This window comes from Aureimonas sp. AU40, from assembly GCF_001463785.1.
Taxonomy (GTDB): domain Bacteria; phylum Pseudomonadota; class Alphaproteobacteria; order Rhizobiales; family Rhizobiaceae; genus Aureimonas.
The window spans coordinates 14,231-37,931 of record NZ_BBWL01000015.1; the positions used below are offsets into that span (position 1 = coordinate 14,231).

Here is a 23,701-nt window from a genome sequence, read left to right on the forward strand (position 1 = left end):
GCGTGCAACGCAACACAAACCGGCGCTAAAGTCGAGCCGCGCGCCAGTTTAGAAACATGATAATCTAAGTCAGCTTTATTGACGAGGTGAGGCCGGGCGAGCTAGTCCAGCCGCAGTTGAAACCTTGCGATCAACTTCGCGCATAACCCAGGCGCGAAGTCACGACGAGCGGGAGCCTCATGACATCAGCTCTTCTGGCGCGACTTTCCCTGCCCCTGGACGATCCGCACTGGTTCTGGACGCAGCTGTCCCGCCGCCTGCAGGACGACGTGCCGGAAACCTTCGATCCCGAAGGCGAGACCCTGTTGCCGGTCTACGGCTCGCTGGCCCGCATCCGCTTCGCCGACCGAGGCGTGACCATCGCGTTGGAGGGCGACGACGCCGCGCAGCACGGCGTCGCCAAGGGCATCGTTTCCTACTACATGCAGGCGGTGTTCGGCGCGGACTGCCCGCCGCTGGAATGGACCGGCGACGGCGCTGGAATGACGGAGCTGCCGCATTTTCGCGAGCTCCGCGTCGTCTCGGCCGAGAATATCTCCCCCAGCATGCGCCGCGTTCATCTAGCGGGCGAGAAGCTGGAGCGCTTCGCCAGCGGTGGGCTGCATGTGCGCCTGCTGCTTCCGCCCGAAGGCCGCGAGCCGGTCTGGCCGAAGGCCGGCCCTGCCGCGCTGCCGATCTGGCCCGAGGGCGAGGATGCGTTGAAGACCCGCGTCTACACCGTTCGCAGCGTCGATCCCGCTGCGGGGCGTCTGGCGGTGGACGTCGTGCTGCACGATCCGCCGGGCGTCGGCTGCCGCTGGTCGCGCCTCGTGCAGCCGGGCGACCGGGTCGGGATGCTCGGCCCCGGCGGCGGGGATATTCCGCCGTCGGACTGGGTGCTGGTGCTCGGCGACGAAAGCGCGCTGCCCGCCATCGCCCGATCGCTGGAAGAGATGCCGATCGAGGCGCGCGGGGAGGTGTTCATCGAGGTGGACGGCCCGGCCGACGAACTGGTGCTCCAGAAGCCCGACGGCATCCGGCTTCATTGGCTGCATCGCACGGGCCGCCCGGCGGGCACGACCACGCTTCTGGTCGACGCGGCGCGCGCCGTCACCTGGCCGGGTGGGCCGAATGTCTTCGTTTGGGCGGGGTCCGAGTTCAACGCCTTCAAGGACATCCGGCGCTTCTGCCGCAAGGAGCGCGGCCTGAAGCGCAACCAGCATCTCGTCGTCGCCTATTGGCGTCGCGGCCTGACGCAGGACGCCGAAAGCGAAGACACGCAGGAGAACTGACGCGCCGATCGCGCGCTCGCGTTCGGACGCGGGTGTCCGCCGGGAGCGGGAGCCGACGCAAACGCGCGACGCGCGGAAGCTTGCCGGCAATACGCTTTGAGCTTCAAGACGTTGACAGGCGAAGTCCCGATTTCTACAGCCCCGGTACGGGATGATTGCGCCTCCGGCGCCCACGCCGTCGAATGGCCTATCCATCCCAGATCATGCCGAAAGGACGAAGGCCGATGTTGTCGCGCTTCTTCAGCTATTACGCGCCCTGGCGCGGGCTGTTCATTCTCGATTTCTCCTGCGCGGTGCTGGCCGGCCTTCTCGAACTCGGCTTTCCCGTCGCCGTGAAGGTCTTCGTCGACACGCTTCTGCCGAGCGGGCAGTGGGGCCTCATCGTCCTCGCCTCGCTGGGGCTTCTCGTCATCTACGTCCTCAACACCGGTCTCAACGCGATCGTGACCTATTGGGGGCACATGCTCGGGATCAACATCGAGACCGAGATGCGGGCCAAGGCCTTCGACCATCTCCAGAAACTTTCCTTCTCTTTCTTCGACAACCAGAAGACCGGCCATCTCGTCGGCAGGCTGACCAAGGACTTAGAGGAGATCGGCGAAGTCGCCCATCACGGGCCGGAGGATCTCTTCATCGCCGTCATGACCTTCGTCGGCGCCTTCCTGCTCATGCTCTGGGTGCATCCGCAGTTGGCTCTGATCACCGCCGTGATCGTGCCGATCGGCACCTGGGCGACGACCCATTACGGCGCGCGGATGACCCGCACTTGGCAGTCCATCTACATGAGCGTCGGCGACTTCAACGCCCGCATCGAGGAGAATGTCGGCGGCATTCGGGTGGTGAAGAGCTTCGCCAACGAGGCGCACGAGCGCTCGCTCTTCGCGGTCAACAATCAGGGATATCGCGCCCGCAAGCTCGATGCCTATCGCATCATGGCGGTCAGCCAGTCGCTGAACTACCTCTCGATGCGCCTGACGCAGATCGTCGTGATGGTGGCAGGCACCTGGTACGTCATCTCGGGCGATCTGTCCTATGGCGGCTTCATCGGCTTCCTGCTGCTCGTCAACGTCTTCTTCCGCCCGGTGGAGAAGATCGCAGCCGTTCTGGAGTCCTATCCCAAGGGCATCGCGGGCTTTCGACGCTATCTCGATTTCATCGACACGCAGCCCGACATCGCTGACGCGGCGGATTCCGTGCCCCTGCCGGCCGGCCCGGGCGCGGTGGAGTTCCGCAAGGTCGAATTCGGCTATCCCTCGCGCGGCGCCGTCCTGAAAGGCATCGATCTCAGCATTCGGCCGGGCGAGACGGTGGCCTTCGTCGGCCCCTCGGGCGCCGGCAAGACGACGATCTGCTCGCTCGTGCCCCGTTTCTACGACGTATCCGCCGGCGCCATCCTGATCGATGGGCTGGACGTGCGCCAGACCACGCTGGATTCGCTGCGCCGGCGCGTCGGCGTCGTCAGCCAGGATGTGTTCCTGTTCGGCGGCACGGTGCGGGAGAACATCGCCTATGGCCGGCTCGGTGCCTCGGAGGAGGACATCGCGCGGGCCGTTGAGCGTGCCCATCTCGGCGATACGATCGCCGCCCTGCCGCAGGGGCTGGATACGGTGGTCGGCGAGCGCGGCGTCAAACTCTCCGGCGGCCAGAAGCAACGCTTGTCGATCGCGCGCATGTTCCTGAAGAACCCGGACATCCTGATCCTGGACGAGGCGACCTCGGCGCTCGACACCGAAACCGAGCGCATGATCCAGGCCTCGCTCAGCGAATTGGCCGAAGGGCGCACGACACTGGTGATCGCCCATCGCCTGTCCACCATCCGCCATGCCGACCGGATCGTCGTCGTCTCCGACGGGCGCATTCTGGAGGAGGGGAGCCACGCGACGCTGCTGGAGCGAAAGGGAGCCTATGCCAGGCTCGTGGAAGCGCAGAACGGCATTTTCAACGACGAGCGCGAAGCTGCCGAATGAACGTCGACTTGCGACGCTGGGGCAAGTCCTAAGCCGCCAGAGTGCAGACCGGCGGGGCGTCCATCGATGCGCCCGCTTGCGCGACGTCCGACGCTGTCGCCACACGGTTTCGGCCGAGCTCCTTGGCGAGGTAGAGTGCTTTGTCCGCCTGGGCGAACAGGGCCGTCCGACTGGCCGTACCCATACCATCGGAAATCGCGAGGCCGACGCTGGTCGAGACGGTGATTGTTTCGCCCTTCCAGCGGATCTGCTGCGTGGACAAAGCCAATCTGATTTCCTCCGCTAGACAGAGCGCATGCTCCGTCCGACCGGGCGGAATGTAGAGAACGAACTCCTCTCCGCCGATCCGGGCCGGGATTTCGCCTTGGCCGACGAAGCGTTCGAACAGCCGGGCGAACGTGATCAGCACATGGTCGCCGGCGGGATGCCCGTACTGGTCGTTGATCTGCTTGAACAGGTCAAGGTCGAACAGGGCGAGCGCCCCGCCCGCCGGAATGGTGGAGGGAACCAGAACCCGGAACCCCTGCCGATTCAGGGTGCCTGTCAGAGCGTCGGTCAGGGACGAGCGCCGATAGAGTTCCTCGCGGCGCTCACGCACGAAGGACACGACCAGGGCGGCGATAGCGAAGTTCAGCATCATCGTCGCGGCGAAGACGATGGAAATCGTGTCGGGCGTGGCGAGGCCCAGCGCGAGCAGGGGCATCTGACCGCCATACAAGGCGGCGCAGGTCAGGAAGGAAGCCGCCAGCGGCATTCGAGACGGCAAGGGTTCACTGCGGCGGTTGGTCAGAAGTCCCAGGCCGGCGAAGAGCGAGCCGGCGGCGGACGTGCCGTGAAAGATCAGGGCTCGGAACACGTCGTCCGCGAAAACGGGAGTCAGGAGGCCGACGCCCAGCATGAGAGGCGTGAGAAGGAAAGCCCAGCAAAGGGCGCCGACGCGCCGGTCGAGCCGCCGCGTTCCCAGGCAAAGGAGCGTGTAGGCGCAGACGCCGAGGGCAATGCTCGTGTCGCGCCAAAGGGTGGGGGGAATGAGATTGTGTTCGCCCAGCCCCGCCAGCAGTGCGCCGATGGCGAGCGTGGCGAAGGCGGAGGCGATCATCGCCACGGCGGGCGGCCGATCCACCCGAAACCAGAGCAGAAGCAGCGTTCCGCTTCCCGCCAGCAGCGAGGTTTTGTGGAGGAGGATCACGGTCCCAAGGTCAAGCGATGTCAAAACGGCCCCGTCGCAATAGGACGTATGCGACCGACGGCAAGACCCGGGCTCGCATCAAGATGAGCGAGATATGATCGTTGTCTCCCTAAGAAAGCCCTAAGCGGCATAAACCGGAGATTGCGGCTGCGCCGAAAAGGCGAACGACGGCGCTGCAGAGCGCAGCCGCCATCGCTTCCACCGTCTGTCCCTGGAGACCTTTCATGTCGCCGCGAAAGGGATTGGGATGGCCTCCGCCGGAGAGACGGAGACCACGCACTCAGAAGTTGAAGTGCGCCTTCAAGAGGCCCGAACGGCCTTCGGCATAGCCGCAGCTGGCGAAGGTTTGGCAGCCGGAGACGTATTTCTTGTCGAAGACGTTATTCACGTTCAGCGACAGGCCCCAATTCTCGCGGTCGTATCGCACGGCGGCGTCGAAGACAGTGGCGTCCGGCACTTTCAGCGTGTTGGCGTTGTCGGCGTAACTGTCGCCCTGGTAGCGAATGCCGCCGCCGAGCGAGAGTCCGTCGAGCTGGCCGCCCTTCACCGTGTAGTCGAGCCATAGCGAGGCAAGGACTTCGGGAATGAGATAGGGGCGCTTGCCGATGACGGCCGAATCCGCATCGTCCTCGATCGTCAGGTCATAAGCGGTGAAGGCGCCGGTGACGCGCCAGTTCTGGTCGAGATTGACCTTGGCTTCCAGCTCGACGCCGCGCGAGTTGATCTCGCCCACCGTCCTGGGCGTGAAGAGCGGGGCGACGGACTGGAGCGTGTTGCGGCGGGTCAGGTCGAAGAGCGAGGCGGTAAACACGCCGTCGATAAAGGTCGGGGCGTATTTGATGCCGACTTCGTACTGCTCGCCTTCCTCCGGCACCACGCCTTGGCCGCTGGCGTCCGTCCCGATCTGCGGGTTGAAGAAGCGCGAGGCGCTGACATAGGGCACGAGGCCGTTGGCGAACTCGTAGGCGAGGCCGGCGCGGCCGCTGAGCGCGCCGTCGCGATTGTCATAGTCCGAGTTGAAGCTCGAACGGTCGTCGCGGTCGATCCAGACGCCATCGTAACGTCCGTTCAGCGTCAGGATGAAACCGTCGCCGAACTTGGCCTGCTCCTGCGCGTAGACGCCGAGTTGGTTGAGGTCGATCGTCTCGTTGAGATAGGGCGCGTAGAGCGCCGCCAGCTGATTGGTATAGACCGGGTTGGTGGGGCTCAGCGGCGGCGCGGCGCCGACCGCCTGCACCTGGTCGATGCGGAAGAACTTATAGTCGATGCCGGCGAGCAGCGTGTGGTCGATCGCGCCCGTCGCGAATTCGAAGCTCGCGCGGTTGTCGGTCGTGAACGTGTCCACTTGCGTGTCGTGCGCAAAGTTCAGACGGTTCAGAAGATAGCTCGGGCCGATCGGCTTCTCGAAGCCGCCGAAGCCTGACGCGCTGTCGTACCAGCCGAAGAAGTACGGACCGTATTCGTTGCGCTGGGCGTGGCCGTAGCGCGTGTTCGACGTGAGCGTGACGCCGTCCTCGGTCTTGTGCTCGAACTCGTAGCCGAAGAGCACCTGGCGGTTCAGGAACTTGTCGAGATCGGGCTCGGAATAGAAGAGATGCTCGCTGATCCGGCCGAACGGCGCGGGCACGACGCTGCCGTAATAGGGCAGGAACCCGTTGACGTGGTTCTGGTCGTCATACTGATAGTTGAGGTAAAGGTTCAGCCGCGTGTCGGCATCCGGCGCATAGGTGAGGTTCGGCGCGATCAGGCCGCGGAAGTTCTCGGCATAGTCCGTGTCGGTGTCGCCGCCCTTCACCTTGCCGAGCAGGCGATAGCTCCAGGCGCCATCGGCGCTCAGCTTTTCCGCGAGATCGAAGGCGACATAGCCGTTCGGATCGTTGTCGACGCCCGCTTCGAGGTAGCGGATGCGGTCGCCCGTGGCGCGCTTGGATACGGAGTTGACGAGCCCGCCCGGATTGCTGCCACCGTAGAGAACCGAGGCCGGCCCGCGCAGCACCTCGATCCGTTCCAGAAGGAACGGGTCGATGATGAAGCCGCCGAAGGCATAGGAATAAAGGTTCATTCCGTCGAGATAGACGCCGGTCTGCGTGGCGTTGAAGCCGCGAATGTGGATCCAGTCCGTGTCGGTGTCCTTGCCGAAGGGCTGAGAGAAGACGCCGGGCGTATAGCGCAGGGCTTCGTCCACCTTCTGCACGCCGCGATCTGCGAGCTCTTCCTGGCCGAGCACGGAAACCGACTGCGGCACCTCGATCAGCGGCGTGTCGCTCTTCGATCCCGTCGTGGTCTCCTTGGCGACATAGCCGTTCACCGGACCCGTCGCTGCGGTCGAGCCGCTGCCCGTTCCGCCGCCGCTACCCTCGACGGTCACGGTGTCGAGCACGACCGTATCCTGCGCAAGTGCTGAGGCTGGCAAATGAAACAGCGCGCAGCCGATCAGGAGCGCGCGGCGAAGAGGGAGCGGGGAACGCATGATGGACTCCGATGAAACTCGGAATTCTGCTTAGCGTGCTCAACATGATAGTTGGAGTCATGTTTTGCGCGCGACTTTTCTTCCCGCCTCCGATGTGACGAAATCAGCACGCGATTTCGAGCCGTTCCAAACTGTGATCGCGCCGGGCCGTTTTGATTCGGTTCGGCCCGCCGGGCATGATGCGAGGGTGGGCGAGGGACGGCGATGTCTAATCGGTTCGATCGCGATCCGCGCCGGGAGCGCGGCTTGCCCAAACCGATTTTTGTGCCCTGCGAGCCGTTTTTCCCGGTTTTCGTCATGGATCGGCAAGGTCAATCGCGCTAGTGCCTGCCCAGACCATGCGGTCCCCTATTCGGAGCGAAAGGTATTCCATGACGCAGCCCAAACGCATCGCCGTCACCGGCGCGGCCGGCCAGATCTGCTACTCCCTGCTGTTCCGCATCGCCAATGGCGACGTCTACGGCAAGGACACGCCCGTCGTGCTTCAGCTCCTCGACCTGCCCCAGGCCCAGAAGGCCGTGCAGGGCGTCGTCATGGAACTCGAGGACTGCGCCTTCCCGCTGCTGCAGGACGTCGTGATCACCGACGATCCGACCACCGCCTTCCGCGACATCGACGCCGGCTTCTTCGTCGGCTCGCGTCCGCGCACGCAGGGCATGGAGCGCCGCGATCTCCTGTCGGCCAATGCCGAGATCTTCCGCACGCAGGGCCGCGCCCTGAACGAGGCGGCCAAGCGCGACGCGAAGGTGATCGTGGTCGGCAACCCGGCCAACACCAACGCGATGATCCTGGCCGCCAACGCCAAGGATTTCCCGACCGAGAACGTCACCGCCATGCTGCGGCTCGACCACAACCGCGCCCTGACGCAGTTCGCCAAGAAGGCGGGCGTCTCGGTCGACGCGATCGAGAAGTTCGTGGTCTGGGGCAACCACTCGCCCACCATGTTCGCCGACTGGTCGAACGCCACCGCCAACGGCCAGCCGCTCGCGCAGGTGATCGGTGACGAGGCCTGGTACAAGGAAACGCTGATCCCGACCGTCGCCAAGCGCGGCACCGCGATCATCGAAGCGCGCGGCGCGTCTTCGGCGGCCTCCGCCGCCAACGCCGCGATCGACCACATGCGCGACTGGATCTCCGGTTCGGACGGCGATTGGGTCTCGATGGGCATCTCGTCCGACGGCTCCTACGGCATTCCCGAGGGCATCATGGCCGGCGTGCCGGTGATCTGCTCGAACGGTTCCTACGAGCGCGTCCAGGGCCTCAAGGTCGAGGGCTTCGCCCGCGAGATGCTCGATCGCACCGTGGCCGAGCTGGTGGAAGAGCGCGAGGCTGTGTCCGCGCTGCTCTAAACCGACCCGCCTTTTTAGGATGGCCGAGGGCGCCCCGCCGAGCAGGGCGCCCTTTTTCGTGACGGGTTTGGATACGAAGCATTAAGCATGGGCTGCGAGAGTCGCGGCCAAGACCCACTGCCTTCGGACATGCCATGCCGTCCAGCCGCTTCGTTCTGACCTCCCTGGCGCTGGGAACCCTGGCCGTCGTGGGCGGCTGCGCCAGCGTGCCCCGCATGAGCTCGGAGGAATGCCTCGCCCGCGCGATGTATTTCGAGAGCAACCGCTCCAGCGAGGAGGGGATGCTGGCGGTCGGAACGGTGGTGATGAACCGACTGGAATCGGGCCGCTATCCCAAGTCCGTCTGCGGCGTGGTCGGCCAGCCCAACCAGTTCGCGCCGGGCGTCCTATCCAAGTCCATGGGCAAGGGGCGGGATCTCGCGGCGAAGACGGCGCGACGCGTGCTGCGCGGCGAGCGCCACCCCCGGGTGGAAAAGGCCATGTTCTTCCACACGGCCGGCTATTCCTATCCCTATTCCAACATGCAGTACCTCACCATCCAGGGCGGGAACGCCTTTTACGACAAGCGGCGCGGCGCCACCGTGACGCAGCGCATGGTCGCGGAACGCGAGGAGGCCGAGCGGGCCGGGCGCTTGCCGTTCAACCCGCCCCAGCGCTCGGAAGCCGCCGCCCAGGCCGTGCAGACGCCGGCTCCCGCCATTATGCGCCCGCCCGTGCAGTCGAGCCGCATCGCGCGCCAGATGACTGTGGGCAAGGCTCCCAGCCTGCCGCCTCCGCCCGGCCGTCCGGCCGGGCTGGATTCGATGTCGATCGAGGACCTGATCCAGGAGAACGGCGGCTGACGGTTTACTCCGGGAAGTCGGCGGACAGGCTCTCGCTCTTCATGCCTTCGATCTCGGCCAAACGCTCGCGCAGCTTTGCGGTGACGCCGTCATAGGCGATGCGCCCGAGCACGAGATGACGCGGCGGATTTTCCATCTCTGTCACGCGGATCATCGCCTCGCCCGCGCGCAACGGATCGCCCGCCTGCTTGCCGCTGATGTCCGCGGTGCCCTTCAGCCGCGCGCCGGCGGTGTCAGCATAGGCCTCGATCCGGTTCGGCGTCTGGCGCAGCGAGCGGCCAGCCCAGTCGGTGCGGAACGGGCCTGGAGCGACGCAGGTGACATGGAGCCCGAGCGGCTTCACTTCGGCCAGCAGCGCGTCGGAGAAACCCTCCACGGCGTGCTTCGTCGCGGCGTAGTAGCCCGAGCCGGGAAAGCCGACGAAGCCGGCCTGCGAGGTGAGGTTCAGAATATGGCCCTTGCCCTGGCCGCGCATGATCGGCAGCACGGCGCGGGTCATGGCGAAGAGGCCGAAGACATTGGCGTCGAACTGGTCGCGGATCTCGTTCTCGTCGCCTTCCTCGATCGCGGCCTGGTAGCCGTAGCCGGCATTGTTGACGAGCACGTCGATCCGCCCGAAGCGCGCTTCGGCTTGCCGGACCGCCGCGTCGATCTCGGGCTGCTCGGTCACGTCGAGCGAGACGGCGAGGGCTCGGTCCTCGTGGCCCGCCACCAGATCGTCGAGGCGCGATTTGTCGCGGGCGGTGACGACGGCCCGCCAGCCGCGCTCCAGAACCAGCTTGGCGAGGTCGTGTCCGAAGCCGGTGGAGCAGCCTGTGATGAACCAGACGGGCGTTTCTTGCGATGACATCGAGAAGTCCTTCTGCGGGTGGGCGAGCCTGTCGACGGTGTCCGACATACGCTATGGCTCCCTGCCCATCGTCCGGCTTAACTGGAACGAAACCAAGATGGGACCACCCTCCGGACCTATCGCGCCCGCTCGGCCACCCGGGCGCGGACCTTTTTTCGACGCGCGCCCTCGCAGCGCTTCTCAGGCATCGGACTGTTCCTCGTGTCGCTTTCCTTCCTCGCCTCGCGCTCGCGCGTCTCGTCCCGCATCCTCGCCGCGTTTCTGGCCCTCGGGCTGGCGGGTTGCCAGAGCGTCGACCTGTCGCGAAACGATCTGGCGGCAGGGCTGGCCTCCGGGTCCAAGGCGCCGGCCTTTTCCGTTTCGAACGGCGAGATCGTGCCGGTGCGGGCGAGCGCGGCGATCGTGGTGGACGCCGATTCGGGAAGCGTTCTCTATAGCGAGGACCCGGACGGGCTGCGCCATCCCGCCTCGCTGTCCAAGCTCCTGACGCTCTACCTCCTGTTCGAAGCGATCGAGGGCAAGCGGGTGACGCTCGACACCGAGCTCGTCGTGTCCACCAATGCCGCCTCCAAGCCGCCCTCCAAGCTCGGCCTGCGGCCGGGCTCGACGATCCGCGTGCGCGACGCGATGTATGCCTTGGCGGTGAAGTCGGCCAACGACGTGGCGACGGTGGTTGCCGAAAATCTCGCCAACGGCTCCGAGGAAGCCTTCGCGCGGCAGATGAATTTGACCGCGCGCAAGCTCGGCATGAACCGCTCCAACTTCGTCACGCCCTCCGGCCTGCCGGACGATCTGCAGATCACCACGGCGCGCGACATGGCTGTGCTGGCGATCCAGATCCGCAGGCGCTTTCCCGGCTTCGTGCCGCTCTTCTCGACGGAGAGCTTCGACTATGCGGGCCGGCACTATGTCTCGACCAACAAGTTGCTCGGCCGCGTGCCGGGCGTGGACGGGATGAAGACCGGTTTCGTCAACGCCTCGGGCTTCAACCTCGTCGCTTCGGCGCGCCGCAACGGGCGCGGCGTCATCGTGGTGGTGATCGGCGGGCAGACGGGCCGGGCGCGAGACGCGCGGGTCGAGCAGTTGATCGACACCTATCTCGGCCCGGCCACGTAACGGCTGGGATCAGACGGTGCGCAGCATGCCGCCATCCACGAAATAGGTGGAACCGACGCTGTAGCTCGCCTTGTCCGAGCAGAGAAACACGAAGAAGTTGGCGAGTTCCTCCGGCGAGCCGAAGCGCTTGATCGCGGCGTGCTCGTCGGCGACGCCCTGGAGATAGCCCTCCCAGTCGCCGCCCGTGCCTTCCGTTAGCTGGCGGGCGGTCTTCTTCCAGTCGGGCGTCAGGATCAGGCCGGGATTGATGCAGTTGACCCGGATGTTGTCGGGGATCAGCTCAGTCGCCAGGCATTTGGAGAACATCATCAAGGCGGCCTTGGTGACGTTGTAGATCGGCTCGTACCAGAGCGGCTGGACGGCGCAGATCGAGGCATTGTGCAGGATCACCCCGCCGCCGCGCCGCTTCATCTGCGGCGCGAGACCCCGCGCCAGGCGCACGGCGGCCATGACATGCAGGTCCCAATAGCTCTGCCACTTCTCGTCCGGCGCCTCCATCACCGTCTCGTTGGAGCCGGTGCCGGCATTGTTGACGAGGATGTCGGCGCCGCCGAAGCGCGACTCGGCCGCCTCGATCACCGCCGCCGTTCCCTCCGGTGTCGCCACGTCCGCCGCCACCCCGACGGCTGTCACGCCGTATCGCGAGGCGAGGCGGGCGGCCTCCGCTTCCACCCGTTCGGCGCCGCGCGCCACGAGCACGAGATGCGCGCCCTCGGCCGCCAGAGCTTCCGCCACCGCAAGCCCGATGCCCACCGAACCGCCCGTCACCACGGCGACTTTGCCGCCAAGACCCATGTCCATTCCGCGTCTTCCTCCCGAAGGCCGACTCTTTGGCCGGCCGGGAGGGAGTGTGGCGCGTGGGGCCGGCTCTGGCTAGCGCCGGATCAGTCGGAATAGCGCTCCTCGGCCCAGGGATCGCCGCGATTGTGATAGCCACGCACCTCCCAGAAGCCGGGCTGGTCGCGCGTGCGAAACTCGATGCCGCGCAGCCATTTGGCGCTTTTCCAGAAATAGAGATGGGGCACCATAAGCCGCACCGGGCCGCCATGCTCGGCCGTCAGGGGCTGGTCCTCCCAGCTGTGAACGAGCATCGCGTCGTCAGCGGCGAAATCCTCCAGCGCGAGATTGGTCGTGTAGCCGTCATAGGACGAGAGGACGACGAAGGCGGCGTCCGCGCGAGGCTGGACCAGCGCGAGGAGATCGCGCGTCGAGACGCCCTTCCAATGGTTGTCGTAGCGCGACCAGGTTGTGACGCAGTGAATGTCCGTCACTTCCTCGCTCTGCGGCTGCGCCTGGAAGGCCGCCCAGTCGAAGCTCTGCGGGTGCTCCACCGAGCCTTTGACGTCGAGCCGCCACTGGCTTTCGCGGATCTCCGGCAGCAGGCCGAGATCGAGCACCGGCCAATTCTTCACGAGATGCTGGCCCGGGGGCAGTCGCTCCGTGTCCGGCCGGCCATGACGGCCGGTGAGGAAGCGGCCTTCGCGGGCCCAGCTTTCCTTGGTGCGGGTGAGCTTGGTGTCGGGATGGGCGGGATCGGTCGGGTCCGTCATGGCTCCAAATCTCCTGTTCGGGCCAGACGTGGCGATTTTCAGCTGTTAGGCAAGGGGCCGAGCGGGAAGGGGTAAGGAGCGGCCGGGTAGAGCAGTCTGGGCGCGAAGAGGCGTTTTGCGCCGGCGCGCTTGATCTTGGGAGGTGCGCTCGCATCTCTGTCGGCATGACGCGTGCCCGCTTTCAAAGCCGACCCCTTCATGCCCGCTTCGGCCTTGCCGCCCGGCTGCTGGTGCTCGGCCTTCTGCTGGCGCTCGGCCTGACGCTTGCCGGCGGCGTGCCGAGGGCCGAGGCGGCCATGTCCTCGACCGCCCCCTGCGACCACGCCGCAATGGGGCTTTCGGGCAAGCACGGACAAAGGGGCAAGGCGCCCGAGGGCGGCCACCATGGCGACCTCTGCTGTTTGTTTCACTGCGTTCCGATCGCGCCTTTCGCGCTTGTCGGCGCGCCACCTATGGCGCGGACTTCCGAAGCGCTGCCGCTGACCCTTTCCGTCCTAGCGCAGGGCGTGAACCCGCCGGTTCGAACGCCGCCGCCGCGAGCGGGCTGAACCTTAGGCATTCACACATCGTTGCGCAGCGAAGGGCCATTCCCTGTCCGCCACCCTGCGCATTGCCGAAAGACGCGAAAGGATTTTCCATGGACACCATGCACCACGACATGCAGGCCTGCATCGATGCCTGCCTCGACTGCTACCGCACCTGTTTCTCCACGGCGACCCAGCATTGCCTTGAGGCCGGCGGCAAGCACACCGAGCCCGCCCACTTCCGTCTGATGCTGGCCTGCGCCGAGATGTGCCGGGCGAGCGCCGCCATCATGCTGACCGGATCGCCGGCCCATAAGCATTCCTGCGCGGCCTGCGCTGAAATCTGCGCCGCCTGCGCCGCCGATTGCGAGCGGGTGGGCGATATGGAACGCTGCGTCGCGGCCTGCCATGCCTGCGCCGAGGAATGCCGGAAGATGGCGGCCTGACCCATGAAGCGCTTCACGTTTTCCCTTGTTGCTCTCGGCCTGCTGGTCGCTTCTCCCGCGCTCGCGCAGGACCATTCCGGCCATGCCGCCGGCATGGCGCATGACAAGACGTCGGCGGCCTACATGGAGGCCATGAAGCGGATGGACGTCGCGATGGCCTCCGCGCCCATGTCCGGCAAGCCGGGCGTCGATTTCGCCGAGATGATGATCCCGCATCACCAGAGCGCCATCGACATGGCCAAGGCCTATCTCGAAAGCGGCGAAAACGATCCGACGATCACCAAGATCGCGCGCGATGTCGTGGCCTCGCAGGAGCGCGAGATCGCCGAACTGCGCGATTGGCTGAAGGCACACGGCGGGCAATAAGCGCAAGACGACGCCAAGGGGAAGCCGGCCGAAAGGCCGGCTTCCCCCTCGCCAGACTTTTGGCTGGCCATATATCGGCGGGAATGAGTGATCGACCGACCGACCGCCTCGCGGCGCCCGTTTCCCGTTTTCGCCGCCTGCCGATCCTCGGCCGCATCGAAGCGCAGCTTCTGCTTTGGCTCGTCGGCCTGTCCGGCGCGTTGCTGGGCTTCGTTTCCATCGCCGGCGAGGTGATGGAGGGCGACACGCACGCCTTCGACGACGCGATCCTCCTCGCCCTGCGCCAGCCGGGCGATCCGCACGATCCGATCGGCCCATTCTGGGTCGAGGCCGCGCTGCGCGACATCACGGCGCTCGGCGGCTATACCGTCCTCAGCCTCATTCTTGTGGCCGCCGTCGCCTATCTCCTGCTCAACGGCAAGCGTGTGTCCGCGCTGCTCGTCATCGGCGCCGTGGTGGGCGGCACGGCTTTGTCGAATGTCCTGAAGGTCTTCTTCGATCGGCAGAGACCGGATGTCGTCGGCCATCTCGTGGATGTGCATAGCCTGTCCTTCCCGAGCGGCCATGCCATGCTCTCGGCCGTGACCTATCTCACGCTCGGCGCGCTTCTGGCGCGAACGGAAAAGCGCTTCGTGATGCGCGCCTATTTCATCGGGGTGGCGGTGGCGCTGACGCTCCTGATCGGCGCGAGCCGGGTCTATCTCGGCGTGCATTACCCGACCGACGTTCTGGCCGGCTGGTGCGCCGGGGCGGCTTGGGCGTTTCTCTGCTTGCTCCTTGCCCGCTGGCTTCAGCATCGCGGCGATGTCGAGCCGTCGGACTGAGCGGGGAACGGCGCGGCCCTAAAGAGCCGCGCCGCGTCTTGATCAGAAGTCGAAATTGTTGATGTCGGCCTTGGTGAAGATCTTCGGCGCGCCGAGCAGGATCTGGCTCTGGTTGACGACCTGCAGGTCGCCCAGGCGCCCGGCCTTGAAGCTCGTATCCCCCGGCTTCAGCGTGCCGTCTGCGACCGCGCGCATGGCAAGGCCGGCGGCATAGCCGAGATCGACGGTGGACCAAAGCACGGTGGACTTGATGCAGTCGCCGTTGATGTAGGGCTTCATCGCGTTGGGCAGGGCGAGGCCCACCACCGAGACCTTGCCGCAGAGCTTGTTCTGCTGAACCGCTTCGGCGGCGGCCGGCGTCGCCACCGAGGTCATGCCGAGAATGCCCTTCAGCTCGTCGCCATATTTATTGATGAGCGTCTGCGCCTGGTTGAAGGACAGGATGTTGTCCTCCTGCGCTTCCACCGTCTCCAGGAATTTCAGCTTCGGATGGCACTTCTCGGCATAGCCCTGCATCTCGCTGATCCAGCGGGACTGGTTGGGCGTCGTGAAGGTGGAGGTGACGATGGCGAAGGACGCGTCCTCGCCGACTTCCGAGGCGAGCTGATCGAGCAACGCCTTGGCGACGCCGTTCGGCTGCGCCTGGTTGACGAACCACTGGCGCGCGTCGGCTTCCGCGTCGGCGTCGTAGCCCACCACATTGATGCCCGCTTCCAGCGCGCGCTTCAGAACAGGCGCGATGGCGACCGGGTCGTTGGCGGCGAACAGGATGCCGTCGACGCCCGACGTGATGTAGTTGTCGATGAAGGTGATCTGCTCGTCGATATTGGCCTTGGTCGGACCGTCCGTGGTGACGGTCATCGAACCCGTCTCCTTGGCCGCTTCCTGAATGCCCTGCGAGGTCGAGTTGAAATAGCCGACGCCGACGAGCTTCGGAATATCCACGACCTTGAGCGGCTTGCCCTTGCGGTCCGGCGCGCCGGTCGGCGAGCCGCCATTGTACTCGCCGGGCGGAACCGGCGTCACCGAGGCGTCGCAGGCCAGCGGATTGGCCGGGGCGCCGTCGCCGCCGGTCCAGGCGCTCTGCGCCATGGCCGGGGCCGAGAGAAGGCTGGTGCCCAGAAGAAGGGCGAGAAGCGTGCGCATGGGGTGAGTCCTCCCTGTTGATGTCATGGCTCCGACCCTTCTCCCAAAGGGCCGGCATTCGGTCTCTCAATCGCTGGAATAGCGCTTGAGGAGATTGGAGATCAGAACGGCGGCGATCAGCACGAAGCCTATGATGACGATCGTCCCGTCGCCCTTCACGCCCGAAAGCGCGAGGCCGTTCTTGAGAACCTGCACGAGACACAGGCCGATCAGCGTGCCGACCACGAGGCCGCGCCCGCCGAAGATCGAAGTGCCGCCCAGCACCACGGCGGTGATGACGTCGAGCTCGATGCCGGTGCCCATGTCCGAGCGCGTGGTGGAGACGCGCGAGACGAAGACGAGGGCGGCGAGCGCCGAGACGAAGCCCGAGGCCGAATAGATCAGGAGCTTGGTGCGGGTGACGTCGATGCCGGAAAACTCCGCGCCCATCTCGTTGTTGCCGATCGCGTAGGTCGCGCGGCCGAAGGCGGTGAAGCGCAGGATGAAGAAGCCGACGATGGCGACGAGGCCTAGGAGCCAGAGCTGCGTCGGGATGCCGAGGAAATTGCCCTGTCCCAGGACGAAGAACCAGGAGGGATAGCCGCGGATCGACTGCGCCTGGCTGATGCCCTCGGCAAGCCCGCGATATAGCGCCAGCGTCGCCAGCGTCGCGATCAGCGGTGGCACACGAAAGCGGGTGATGATCCAGCCGTTGAGAAAGCCCGCCACCGTGCCGACCACGAGGCAGAGCGCCATCGCGACCGGGAGCGGCAGGCCCAGCGTCTTCCAGAACACGCCGACCAGGATGGCGCAAAGGCCGAGGATCGAGCCGACCGAGAGATCGATGCCGCCGGTGATGATGACGAAGGTCATCACGACAGCGATCAGCCCGACCTCCGTCATCAGCCGGCCCTGATTGAGGAGGTTGGCGGCGGTGAAGAAGCGCTCGTTGTCGATCGCCAGCACCGCGAGGGCGAGGGCGAGGATGAGCGCCAGAAGCGCGTCGTGGCGAAGAAGGGAGCGAAGGGTCATGATCGGTCCTCCTCAGCCGGTTCGCCCGCGCCGCGCCATGTCGATGAGCACGGTGCCGAGGATGAGAATGCCTTGAACGGCGCGCAGCCAGTAGGCCGAGACGTTGAGGAAGATCAGCGAAGAGCCGATCGCCGCGAACAGGATGGCGGCGAGCGTCGAGCCCGTCACCGTGCCGATGCCGCCCAGGATCGAAACGCCGCCGACGACGGACGCGGTGATGATGATGAGCTCCAGCCCGTTCGGCACGGTGGACTGGATGACCTGCAGCTGCGTAGCGAACAGGATGGCCGCGACGCCGGCGATCATGCCGTGGAGGGTGAAGACCTTCACGATGGTCCGGTTGTAGGGAATGCCCTCGGCCTCCGCCGCCTCGCCGTTGCCGCCGACCGCGTAGATCGAGCGACCGAAGGCGGTGCTGCGCAGGAGGAACGCGGCGACGATCGTCATGCCCACCATGAACCAGACGGGGGAGGGAATGTCGAAAAGCCGGAACTGGGCGAGCTGGTAGCCCGGCGGCAGGCCGGAGATCCAGGCGCCGCCGGTTGCCGTGATGAGCCCGCCGCGCAGGATCGACAGCATGCCGAGCGTCGCGATGATCGACGGCACCTTGAGATAGGCGATCACCGCTCCGAGCACGGCGTTTACGGCGCCGCCGATCAGGACAGGCAGGAGCCACGCGAGCCAGACGGGATAGCCGTTGGTGACGAGAAGGCCGCTGATCGTTGCCAGCACCCCGATCAGCGCGCCGACCGACACGTCGATATGGCCGGAGATGATGACCATCGACATGCCGATCGCGGCCACCGCGATATAGGCGTTGCCGACGAAGATCGAGGTGAGGTTGTTCTGCGAGACGAAGCGCGGGTTGACCCAGCCAACCACCAGAAACAGCGCGACGATGGCCAGGAGCAGCAGGATTTCCTGGCCCGAGCCGGACAGGCGGCGCGACAGCGACGGGCCGTTCATGCCGCGTGCCCTGTCATCATGGCCGCGCCCACGGTTTCAGGCGTCGCCTCGGCGCGCGGCAGGATGGCGGACATGCGCCCCCCGTTCATGACCAGGACCCGGTCGCTCATGCCCAGAACCTCGGGCAGTTCGCTGGAGATCATGACGATGGCGAGCCCTTGGGCGGCGAGTTGGTTCATCAGCTTGTGAATCTCGGTCTTGGCGCCGACATCGACGCCGCGCGTCGGCTCGTCGAGAATGAGGATGCGCGGATCGGTGGCGAGCCATTTGGCGATCACCACCTTCTGCTGGTTGCCGCCCGACAGCTGGGCGACGACTTGGGCGGGGCCACGCGCGCGGATGGCGAAGCGGCGAATGGCGTCGCTGGCGATCTCGGTCTCGCGCGCCGTGTCGACGATGCCCCGCCGCGTCAAGCGGTCGATGATCGCCATGGAGACGTTCTCGCGGATGGTCTGCGGGCGCACCAGCCCATGCTGCGCGCGATCCTCCGGCACATAGGCGATGCGATGGGCGATGGCCTCGCGCACGTTGGAGACGGTGACGGGCTTGCCGTCGATCAGGATTTCGCCCGCTGTCGCCGGCGTCACGCCGAAGATCGTCTGAGCCAGCTCCGTCCGGCCTGAGCCGACGAGGCCGGCAATGCCGAGGATCTCGCCCGCCCGCACGGAAAAGCTCACATCCTGGATCTTGCCGGCATGGGCGAGGTTGCGCACCTCCAGCACCGTCTCCCCGGGGGTGATCGTGTCTTTTGGAAATAGCTGGTCGATCTCGCGGCCGACCATCATCGAGACGAGCGTGGCTTCGGTCGCCTCGCTGGCGGCCCGCGTGTCGATCGTCTTGCCGTCGCGCAGAACCGTGATGCGGTCGGCGATCTCGAAGATCTCGTTCATCCGGTGGCTGACATAGACGATGCCGACGCCCTCGCGGCGCAGCGAGCGCACGACGTCGAGCAGACGGCGCACGTCGGCCTCGGCCAGCGCCGCCGTCGGCTCGTCCATAATCAAGACGCGGGCGTCGCGCGACAGGGCGCGGGCGATCTCGACGCGCTGACGGTTGGCGACCGAGAGGCGCGAGACCTTTTCGTCCACGTCGAGATCGGGGCAGTCGAGCCGGTCGAGAAGGGCGCGGGCGCGCTGGCGCATCTCGTTCCAGTCGAGAAGCCCCGCCCTGGTGCGCGGCGCGTGGCCGAGAAAGATGTTCTCCGCCACCGTCATGGCCGGGAAGAGCAGCAATTCCTGATGCACCACCGCGATGCCCGCCGCCTTGGCCTCGCCGGGGCCGGAAAAGCGCACCGCCGCGCCATTCACCTCCACCGCGCCCTTGTTGGGCTGGTGGGCGCCGGACATCAGCCGGATCATGGTGGACTTGCCGGCGCCGTTCTCGCCCATCAGCGCATGGACCTCGCCGGCGAAGAGGTCGAAATCGACCCCGCGCAGCACGGCGACCGGGCCGAAGCTCTTCTCGATGCCGCGCAGCGCGACGATGGGGGAGGCTTCAGTTGGCAAGGAAGCCTCCGTCGATCGGCAACGTCACGCCGGTCAGCATGGCGCTGGCATCGCTTAGGAGGAACAGGATCACCTCGGCGACGTCCCCCGTCTCGGCGAAGCGGCCGAGCGGCGTGCGAGCGAGCATCGGACCGCCCTTTTCCGGCGCCTCCCAGGCGGCGCGGGCGAGGTCGGTCAGCGTGATGCCGGGGGCCACGGAATTGACGCGGATGCCGAGGGGACCGAGCTCGTTGGCCATGACGCGCGTCAGCCCGTCCATAGCGCCCTTGGAGGCGCAATAGGCGGCATGGTCGCGAAACCCGAGGAAGGACGAGATGGAGGAAACGTTGACGATCGCGCCCGGCGTCTTGCGGGCCACGAGGTCGCGCGCGAAGACCTGCGAGACGATGGCGGCGGCGCGCACGTTCACCGCCTGGACCGTGTCGAAGGACTCGTCTTTCATCTCCAGGAAGGGCTCGAGAATGTTGATGCCCGCGCAGTTGACGAGCAAGTCGGCCGGCAGAGCTTCGGCCACCGCAGCGCGCGTGGCAGTCGCGTCCGCCAGATCGACGGCCAGACCCCGCGCGCCGGTCTCACCCGCCAGCCGATCGAGATCGGCCTGCGAGCGCGACAGGGCGACGACCTCCGCGCCGCGCTCGGTGAGAAGCTCCACGGTGCGCCGCCCGATGCCCTTGCCGGCCCCGGTGACGATCACCGTCTTTCCTTCGAAACCCATCCTTGCTCCTCCCAAAGCGTAGACATCCGATCGTAGTGGCGAAGCGCCTTATTCTCCGGGTAGGCCCATGGTGATCTGCATCTTCACTTGGCCCTTGGGCGCGGAGGCCGCGTCCTGGAAGGCCTCGACGCTCCGCTCGAACGGATAGGTCCGGGTGATCAGAGGCGACACGTCGATGGCGCCCGAGGCGAGCATGGCGACGCAGCGCGGGAACACATGGGCGTAGCGGAAGACGTGCTCGACCCGCGCTTCCTTCAGCATCGCGGCCGACACGTCGTAGCTCGCCGGCTTCAACGGGATGCCGACGAAGACCACCACCCCGCCGGGGCAGAGCGGCTCGAAAATGCTTGCGATGGCCCGTTCCGACCCCGCGCATTCATAAATCACGTCGGCGCCCCAACCGTCGGTGCGCGCCTTCACCGCCTCTGCCAGGTCCTCGCGCGCGACGTTCACGGTCGAGACCGAGCCCAGCGTGCGGGCGATGTCGAGCTTGGTGTCGTCGACGTCGGAGACGATCACATGCGCGCAGCCGCCGGCCAGCGCGGCGAGAACGGTGACGAGGCCGATCGGCCCGGCGCCGACGACCACCGCGACATGGCCGGGCGCGGCCTTGGCCTTGGTCACGGCGTGAACGCCGACGGCAAGCGGCTCCACCATCGCGGCGGCGGCGAAGGAGACATTGTCCGGCAGCTTGAAGGTGAAGGCTTCGGGGTGGACGACGCTCGGGCGCAGAACGCCATGGATCGGCGGCGTCGCCCAGAAGCGCACGTCGGGGTCGAGATTGTAGAGGCCGAGGCGGGTCGCGCGCCCGTTCGGGTTCGGGATGCCGGGCTCCATGCAGACGCGGTCGCCGGCTTTCAGCGTCGTCACCGCCGAGCCGGTCTCGGTCACGATGCCGGACGCCTCGTGGCCGAGGATCATCGGCTCGCGCACCACGAAGGGGCCGATGGCGCCGTGCGTAAAGTAGTGAACGTCCGACCCGCAGATGCCGACAGTGTGGATCGCGATTCGCACGTCATGGGGCCCGAGCGGCTCGTCCACGGGAAAGTCGCGAAGCGACAGCCGGTCCTTCTCTTCGAGAACCAGCGCGCTGATGTTGGAAGGGTCGATCGTGGGAATGGAAGCGGCGGACGACATCCGAAGACCTCTCGCTGTCATGCGTTTCTGGAATGGATGCTATGCAGTGATGGCGCAGCAGGCGACGCGGAATCCGGCGAGGTTCCAAACTTTCTTGGCATTTCTGGCATCATGCTGCCTCCGTCTCGCGAAACGAGGAGCGCTGGATGCGGCGTGCGCCGGCGCGGTAGGCGCTCGGCGTCTCGCCGCAGACCGCAGCGAATCGGCGGTTGAAATTGGCCGTGTTGTTGAAGCCGGTCTCGAAGCAGATCTCGGTCACCGATTTGTCGGTGGCTGCCAGGAGCTGGCAGGCGGCCTGCACGCGCAGATGGTTCACATAGGCCGAAAAGTTGTGCCCGGTCTGATGCTTGAAGAAACGTGAGAAGGCCGTCGCCTCCATCGTGCAGATGGCGGCCGCTTCTGACAGCGTGATGTCGCGCCGGAATTCCACCGCCAGAAAACCGATCACCCGTTCCAACTTGCGGGAGGCGGGCGTGTGCAGCCCCAGCGCCGGGGCGCAGCGCGACAGGGTGCGCCGGTCACCTCGGCCTGCCGCAAGTGTCGCCATCAGGTCGAGAAAGGCGAGAAGCCGGCGCGGCCCTTCCAGCGTTCCGATCTCGCAAAGTTTCTTGCGCCCTAGCGCCGCCGTCTCGCCGGTGAACTCGACGCCGAAGGCTGCCTCCTCCAGAAGCGCGCCGACCTCGGCGAATTCGGGGAAGGCATGCGACAGCGTGTCGGCGATTTCGCCTGTGAACTGCACCAGCACGTCGCGCTCGCGCAGGCTCGCGCCCGGCTCGATGGCGCTTACCCAATTGTGCGGCAGGTTCGGCCCGGTCAGGATCAGGCTTCCGGGCTCGAAGGCGCCGACATGGTCGCCGATCATCATCCGCCCGGTGCTTTCCCGGATCAGATGCAGCTCGTATTCGGGATGGCAGTGCCATTTGGCGAGGTGATGGGGATAGTCGTGCGTCGCCCATCGAAAGGACTCGCGCGGGCCGCACAGGATGAGTTCCAGAGCCGGCCCGCCGGCGGGAAGCGGCTCCACTGGGCGAGGGCGCGCGCCGAGAGCGGGATGGGTCATGGCAGCGCGTCTCCCTGTTCGGCCAGTGCGTTTCGCCACTTGGCGGCATAGGCGTCGAGGCCCATGATCGGGACGAGATCAACGGGCTGCTCAGTGGGACGGCCAGCGACCGCGACCTCCGGCCCCAATGCAAGAAGCGCCGCACCCGCGCTGGTGCCCGTGCCGTCCGTTGGCGCGAAGATCGGGCGGTCGGTCAGCTGCCCCAGCGCGCGAAGGAAGGGCAGGTTGCGCGCGAACGGGCCTTCCACCACGATCGGCCCGTTCGCTCCGATCAAGGCCAGACTCTCCGTCGTCATCAGCGCCACGTAGAGGCTGGCCGCAGCCGTTCGCACCATCGCCGAAAGGTCTTCCGCCGGCTCGCTCCAGTCGCCCTTGCCATCCGGAAACGGGCCAGTGTTCGGCACGATGGGCGGCCGAACCATCAACCCTTGCTCGATCACGCGAGCGAGGGCGGCCTCGTCCGGCGGCGCGGGCGCCCGGTCGGTCAGAATGTCGAACTCGCGGCCCCCCATGAACAGCGCCGATGGAACGGGCCGCCCGAAGGCGTCGACATAGGCCAGCATGTTGCGCGAGGCATCCAGCGCGGTCTTGCGACCGCCGATCGCGAAGCTCACCACCCAGGTGCCGGTGGACACCACGGCGAAGGGCGCGGGCAGGGCGAGGAGATGCGGCAGAAGCGACGCGTTGGAATCGTGAATGCCGCATAGCACGGGAATTTCGCGCCCGGCCAGCCCGATCCGCTCGGCCCATTCCGGCTTGAGAGGGCCGAGCACGTCGAACGGGCGGCGCAGCGGCGCGAAGAGCGGCCGCCAGCCGGCCCGATCCACGAGCGAGGAGAAGTCACCCCGCTCCGGCGCCCAGAGATCGGTGTGGCAGCCGAGCGAGCTTGGCTCGCAGGCGGCGATGCCGGTCAGGCGGAAGGCCCAGTATTGGGGATAGGTGAGGATGTGCCGGGCCTTTGCGAAGCGCTCGGGAAAGCGCGCCTGGAGCCAGAAGAGCTGGCGGCCGACATTGAGCCCGTTCGCCATCGGCGGCGAGAGCGTTTCGGAGAAGGGCGGCCGCAACGTCTCGTAGCCCTCCACGCCTTCCAGCGCGGCCTCGTAATCCAGGACGGGGAGCGCGAGGTCGTGCTCGCCGATCAGCACGGCGGAGGCGCCGTGGGCCGTAATCGAGATCGCGTCGATCGGATGCGCCGCCGCGAACTCCGTCAGGCTCTCCAGGATGAAGGCGAAAAGCGCGTCAGTATCATAATGCGGATAAGGCCCGTCCCGGCGCGGCGCGTTGGGGAGCGAGCGCACGGCAAGGTCGTGCCGTTCGTTAAGATCGTGCAGCACCATCTTGGCATTGGTCTTGCCGATATCGACCACGGCGATAAAACGGGGCGCCTCGCTCATGGC

At 66.4% G+C, this 23,701-nt stretch carries 22 protein-coding genes; 9 read left to right on the top strand and 13 right to left on the bottom strand.

The annotated features are described in order from the left end of the window. Positions 1-179 precede the first annotated feature (179 nt). Positions 180-1,271: a siderophore-interacting protein gene (locus AUL32_RS05275; protein ID WP_062112358.1), complete on the top strand. Its 1,092-nt coding sequence runs from the start codon at positions 180-182 to the stop codon at positions 1,269-1,271. Positions 1,272-1,495: 224 nt separating this feature from the next. After that, positions 1,496-3,238, top strand: a complete 1,743-nt coding sequence (locus AUL32_RS05280; RefSeq protein WP_062112359.1) for an ABC transporter ATP-binding protein — start codon at positions 1,496-1,498, stop codon at positions 3,236-3,238. 28 nt (positions 3,239-3,266) lie between these two features. Here AUL32_RS05280 and AUL32_RS05285 read toward each other — a convergent pair whose 3' ends face one another. Together AUL32_RS05285 and AUL32_RS05290 are read right to left on the bottom strand one after the other, a co-directional pair. After that, positions 3,267-4,427: a GGDEF domain-containing protein gene (locus tag AUL32_RS05285; protein ID WP_062112360.1), complete on the bottom strand. Its 1,161-nt coding sequence runs from the start codon at positions 4,425-4,427 to the stop codon at positions 3,267-3,269. Between the two features lie 280 nt (positions 4,428-4,707). Further along, on the bottom strand, positions 4,708-6,897 hold the full coding sequence (locus AUL32_RS05290; RefSeq protein WP_062112361.1) for a TonB-dependent siderophore receptor: 2,190 nt from the start codon (positions 6,895-6,897) through the stop codon (positions 4,708-4,710). A gap of 371 nt (positions 6,898-7,268) precedes the next feature. Here AUL32_RS05290 and AUL32_RS05295 point away from each other — a divergent pair, with 371 nt between their 5' ends. Both AUL32_RS05295 and AUL32_RS05300 read left to right on the top strand, forming a co-directional pair. Further along, entirely contained in the window at positions 7,269-8,246 is a 978-nt protein-coding gene (locus AUL32_RS05295) for a malate dehydrogenase (protein ID WP_061975445.1), read from the top strand. Between the two features lie 134 nt (positions 8,247-8,380). Further along, positions 8,381-9,088 (top strand): cell wall hydrolase, encoded by a 708-nt coding sequence (locus AUL32_RS05300; RefSeq protein ID WP_244497674.1) that lies wholly within the window; start codon positions 8,381-8,383, stop codon positions 9,086-9,088. 4 nt (positions 9,089-9,092) lie between these two features. Here the strand turns inward: AUL32_RS05300 and AUL32_RS05305 are convergent, their stop codons facing one another. Next, a complete protein-coding gene (locus AUL32_RS05305) occupies positions 9,093-9,938 on the bottom strand; it encodes an oxidoreductase (protein ID WP_062112559.1) in 846 nt (281 codons plus the stop codon). A 201-nt stretch (positions 9,939-10,139) separates the two neighbouring features. Here AUL32_RS05305 and AUL32_RS05310 point away from each other — a divergent pair, with 201 nt between their 5' ends. Next, a complete protein-coding gene (locus AUL32_RS05310; RefSeq protein ID WP_062112362.1) occupies positions 10,140-11,054 on the top strand; it encodes a D-alanyl-D-alanine carboxypeptidase family protein in 915 nt (304 codons plus the stop codon). A 9-nt stretch (positions 11,055-11,063) separates the two neighbouring features. Here AUL32_RS05310 and AUL32_RS05315 read toward each other — a convergent pair whose 3' ends face one another. Beyond that, positions 11,064-11,855 (bottom strand): SDR family NAD(P)-dependent oxidoreductase, encoded by a 792-nt coding sequence (locus AUL32_RS05315; protein WP_062112363.1) that lies wholly within the window; start codon positions 11,853-11,855, stop codon positions 11,064-11,066. 83 nt (positions 11,856-11,938) lie between these two features. Beyond that, positions 11,939-12,604 (bottom strand): sulfite oxidase-like oxidoreductase, encoded by a 666-nt coding sequence (locus AUL32_RS05320; protein ID WP_062112364.1) that lies wholly within the window; start codon positions 12,602-12,604, stop codon positions 11,939-11,941. A 164-nt stretch (positions 12,605-12,768) separates the two neighbouring features. Between AUL32_RS05320 and AUL32_RS05325 the strand changes: the two genes are divergently transcribed. From AUL32_RS05325 to AUL32_RS05340, 4 genes are all read left to right on the top strand, one after another. After that, positions 12,769-13,152 (top strand): hypothetical protein, encoded by a 384-nt coding sequence (locus AUL32_RS05325; RefSeq protein ID WP_062112366.1) that lies wholly within the window; start codon positions 12,769-12,771, stop codon positions 13,150-13,152. A 98-nt stretch (positions 13,153-13,250) separates the two neighbouring features. After that, positions 13,251-13,574: a hypothetical protein gene (locus tag AUL32_RS05330; RefSeq protein ID WP_062112561.1), complete on the top strand. Its 324-nt coding sequence runs from the start codon at positions 13,251-13,253 to the stop codon at positions 13,572-13,574. Between the two features lie 3 nt (positions 13,575-13,577). Then, on the top strand, positions 13,578-13,940 hold the full coding sequence (locus AUL32_RS05335) for a DUF305 domain-containing protein (protein WP_062112368.1): 363 nt from the start codon (positions 13,578-13,580) through the stop codon (positions 13,938-13,940). Between the two features lie 83 nt (positions 13,941-14,023). After that, positions 14,024-14,764, top strand: coding sequence for a phosphatase PAP2 family protein (locus AUL32_RS05340; protein ID WP_082659310.1), 741 nt, complete (start codon positions 14,024-14,026; stop codon positions 14,762-14,764). Between the two features lie 42 nt (positions 14,765-14,806). Here AUL32_RS05340 and AUL32_RS05345 read toward each other — a convergent pair whose 3' ends face one another. The 8 genes from AUL32_RS05345 to AUL32_RS05380 all read right to left on the bottom strand — a co-directional run bounded on the left by AUL32_RS05345 (position 14,807) and on the right by AUL32_RS05380 (position 23,698). Further along, the gene (locus AUL32_RS05345; protein ID WP_061975456.1) at positions 14,807-15,910 is read right to left on the bottom strand and encodes an autoinducer 2 ABC transporter substrate-binding protein; all 1,104 of its coding nucleotides are present in this window, start codon (positions 15,908-15,910) and stop codon (positions 14,807-14,809) included. Between the two features lie 66 nt (positions 15,911-15,976). Beyond that, positions 15,977-16,921, bottom strand: coding sequence for an ABC transporter permease (locus AUL32_RS05350; RefSeq protein ID WP_062112370.1), 945 nt, complete (start codon positions 16,919-16,921; stop codon positions 15,977-15,979). 12 nt (positions 16,922-16,933) lie between these two features. Further along, positions 16,934-17,887 (bottom strand): ABC transporter permease, encoded by a 954-nt coding sequence (locus tag AUL32_RS05355; protein WP_062112372.1) that lies wholly within the window; start codon positions 17,885-17,887, stop codon positions 16,934-16,936. After that, complete coding sequence (locus AUL32_RS05360; RefSeq protein ID WP_062112373.1) at positions 17,884-19,392, bottom strand: sugar ABC transporter ATP-binding protein; 1,509 nt, start codon at positions 19,390-19,392, stop codon at positions 17,884-17,886. The genes AUL32_RS05355 and AUL32_RS05360 overlap by 4 nt, the downstream gene beginning before the upstream one ends. Then, a complete protein-coding gene (locus tag AUL32_RS05365; protein ID WP_062112375.1) occupies positions 19,382-20,107 on the bottom strand; it encodes an SDR family oxidoreductase in 726 nt (241 codons plus the stop codon). Before AUL32_RS05365 ends, AUL32_RS05360 begins: the two co-directional genes overlap by 11 nt. 48 nt (positions 20,108-20,155) lie before the next feature. Next, entirely contained in the window at positions 20,156-21,202 is a 1,047-nt protein-coding gene (locus AUL32_RS05370; protein WP_062112567.1) for an NAD(P)-dependent alcohol dehydrogenase, read from the bottom strand. A gap of 151 nt (positions 21,203-21,353) precedes the next feature. Next, entirely contained in the window at positions 21,354-22,304 is a 951-nt protein-coding gene (locus tag AUL32_RS05375) for an AraC family transcriptional regulator (protein ID WP_062112377.1), read from the bottom strand. Next, the gene (locus AUL32_RS05380) at positions 22,301-23,698 is read right to left on the bottom strand and encodes an FGGY-family carbohydrate kinase (protein ID WP_062112379.1); all 1,398 of its coding nucleotides are present in this window, start codon (positions 23,696-23,698) and stop codon (positions 22,301-22,303) included. Before AUL32_RS05380 ends, AUL32_RS05375 begins: the two co-directional genes overlap by 4 nt. Positions 23,699-23,701 lie beyond the last annotated feature (3 nt).

Excerpts from the sequence above, each read along its gene's own strand:
- AUL32_RS05355 (WP_062112372.1), bottom strand. The coding sequence starts at position 17,887 with ATGAACGGCCCGTCGCTGTCGCGCCGCCTGTCCGGCTCGGGCCAGGAA.
- AUL32_RS05330 (WP_062112561.1), top strand. The coding sequence starts at position 13,251 with ATGCACCACGACATGCAGGCCTGCATCGATGCCTGCCTCGACTGCTAC.
- AUL32_RS05335 (WP_062112368.1), top strand. The coding sequence starts at position 13,578 with ATGAAGCGCTTCACGTTTTCCCTTGTTGCTCTCGGCCTGCTGGTCGCT.
- AUL32_RS05275 (WP_062112358.1), top strand. The coding sequence starts at position 180 with ATGACATCAGCTCTTCTGGCGCGACTTTCCCTGCCCCTGGACGATCCG.
- AUL32_RS05325 (WP_062112366.1), top strand. The coding sequence starts at position 12,769 with ATGACGCGTGCCCGCTTTCAAAGCCGACCCCTTCATGCCCGCTTCGGC.
- AUL32_RS05320 (WP_062112364.1), bottom strand. The coding sequence starts at position 12,604 with ATGACGGACCCGACCGATCCCGCCCATCCCGACACCAAGCTCACCCGC.
- AUL32_RS05280 (WP_062112359.1), top strand. The coding sequence starts at position 1,496 with ATGTTGTCGCGCTTCTTCAGCTATTACGCGCCCTGGCGCGGGCTGTTC.
- AUL32_RS05295 (WP_061975445.1), top strand. The coding sequence starts at position 7,269 with ATGACGCAGCCCAAACGCATCGCCGTCACCGGCGCGGCCGGCCAGATC.
- AUL32_RS05315 (WP_062112363.1), bottom strand. The coding sequence starts at position 11,855 with ATGGACATGGGTCTTGGCGGCAAAGTCGCCGTGGTGACGGGCGGTTCG.
- AUL32_RS05375 (WP_062112377.1), bottom strand. The coding sequence starts at position 22,304 with ATGACCCATCCCGCTCTCGGCGCGCGCCCTCGCCCAGTGGAGCCGCTT.
- AUL32_RS05350 (WP_062112370.1), bottom strand. The coding sequence starts at position 16,921 with ATGACCCTTCGCTCCCTTCTTCGCCACGACGCGCTTCTGGCGCTCATC.
- AUL32_RS05340 (WP_082659310.1), top strand. The coding sequence starts at position 14,024 with ATGAGTGATCGACCGACCGACCGCCTCGCGGCGCCCGTTTCCCGTTTT.
- AUL32_RS05300 (WP_244497674.1), top strand. The coding sequence starts at position 8,381 with ATGCCGTCCAGCCGCTTCGTTCTGACCTCCCTGGCGCTGGGAACCCTG.
- AUL32_RS05305 (WP_062112559.1), bottom strand. The coding sequence starts at position 9,938 with ATGTCATCGCAAGAAACGCCCGTCTGGTTCATCACAGGCTGCTCCACC.
- AUL32_RS05345 (WP_061975456.1), bottom strand. The coding sequence starts at position 15,910 with ATGCGCACGCTTCTCGCCCTTCTTCTGGGCACCAGCCTTCTCTCGGCC.
- AUL32_RS05290 (WP_062112361.1), bottom strand. The coding sequence starts at position 6,897 with ATGCGTTCCCCGCTCCCTCTTCGCCGCGCGCTCCTGATCGGCTGCGCG.
- AUL32_RS05380 (WP_062112379.1), bottom strand. The coding sequence starts at position 23,698 with ATGAGCGAGGCGCCCCGTTTTATCGCCGTGGTCGATATCGGCAAGACC.
- AUL32_RS05365 (WP_062112375.1), bottom strand. The coding sequence starts at position 20,107 with ATGGGTTTCGAAGGAAAGACGGTGATCGTCACCGGGGCCGGCAAGGGC.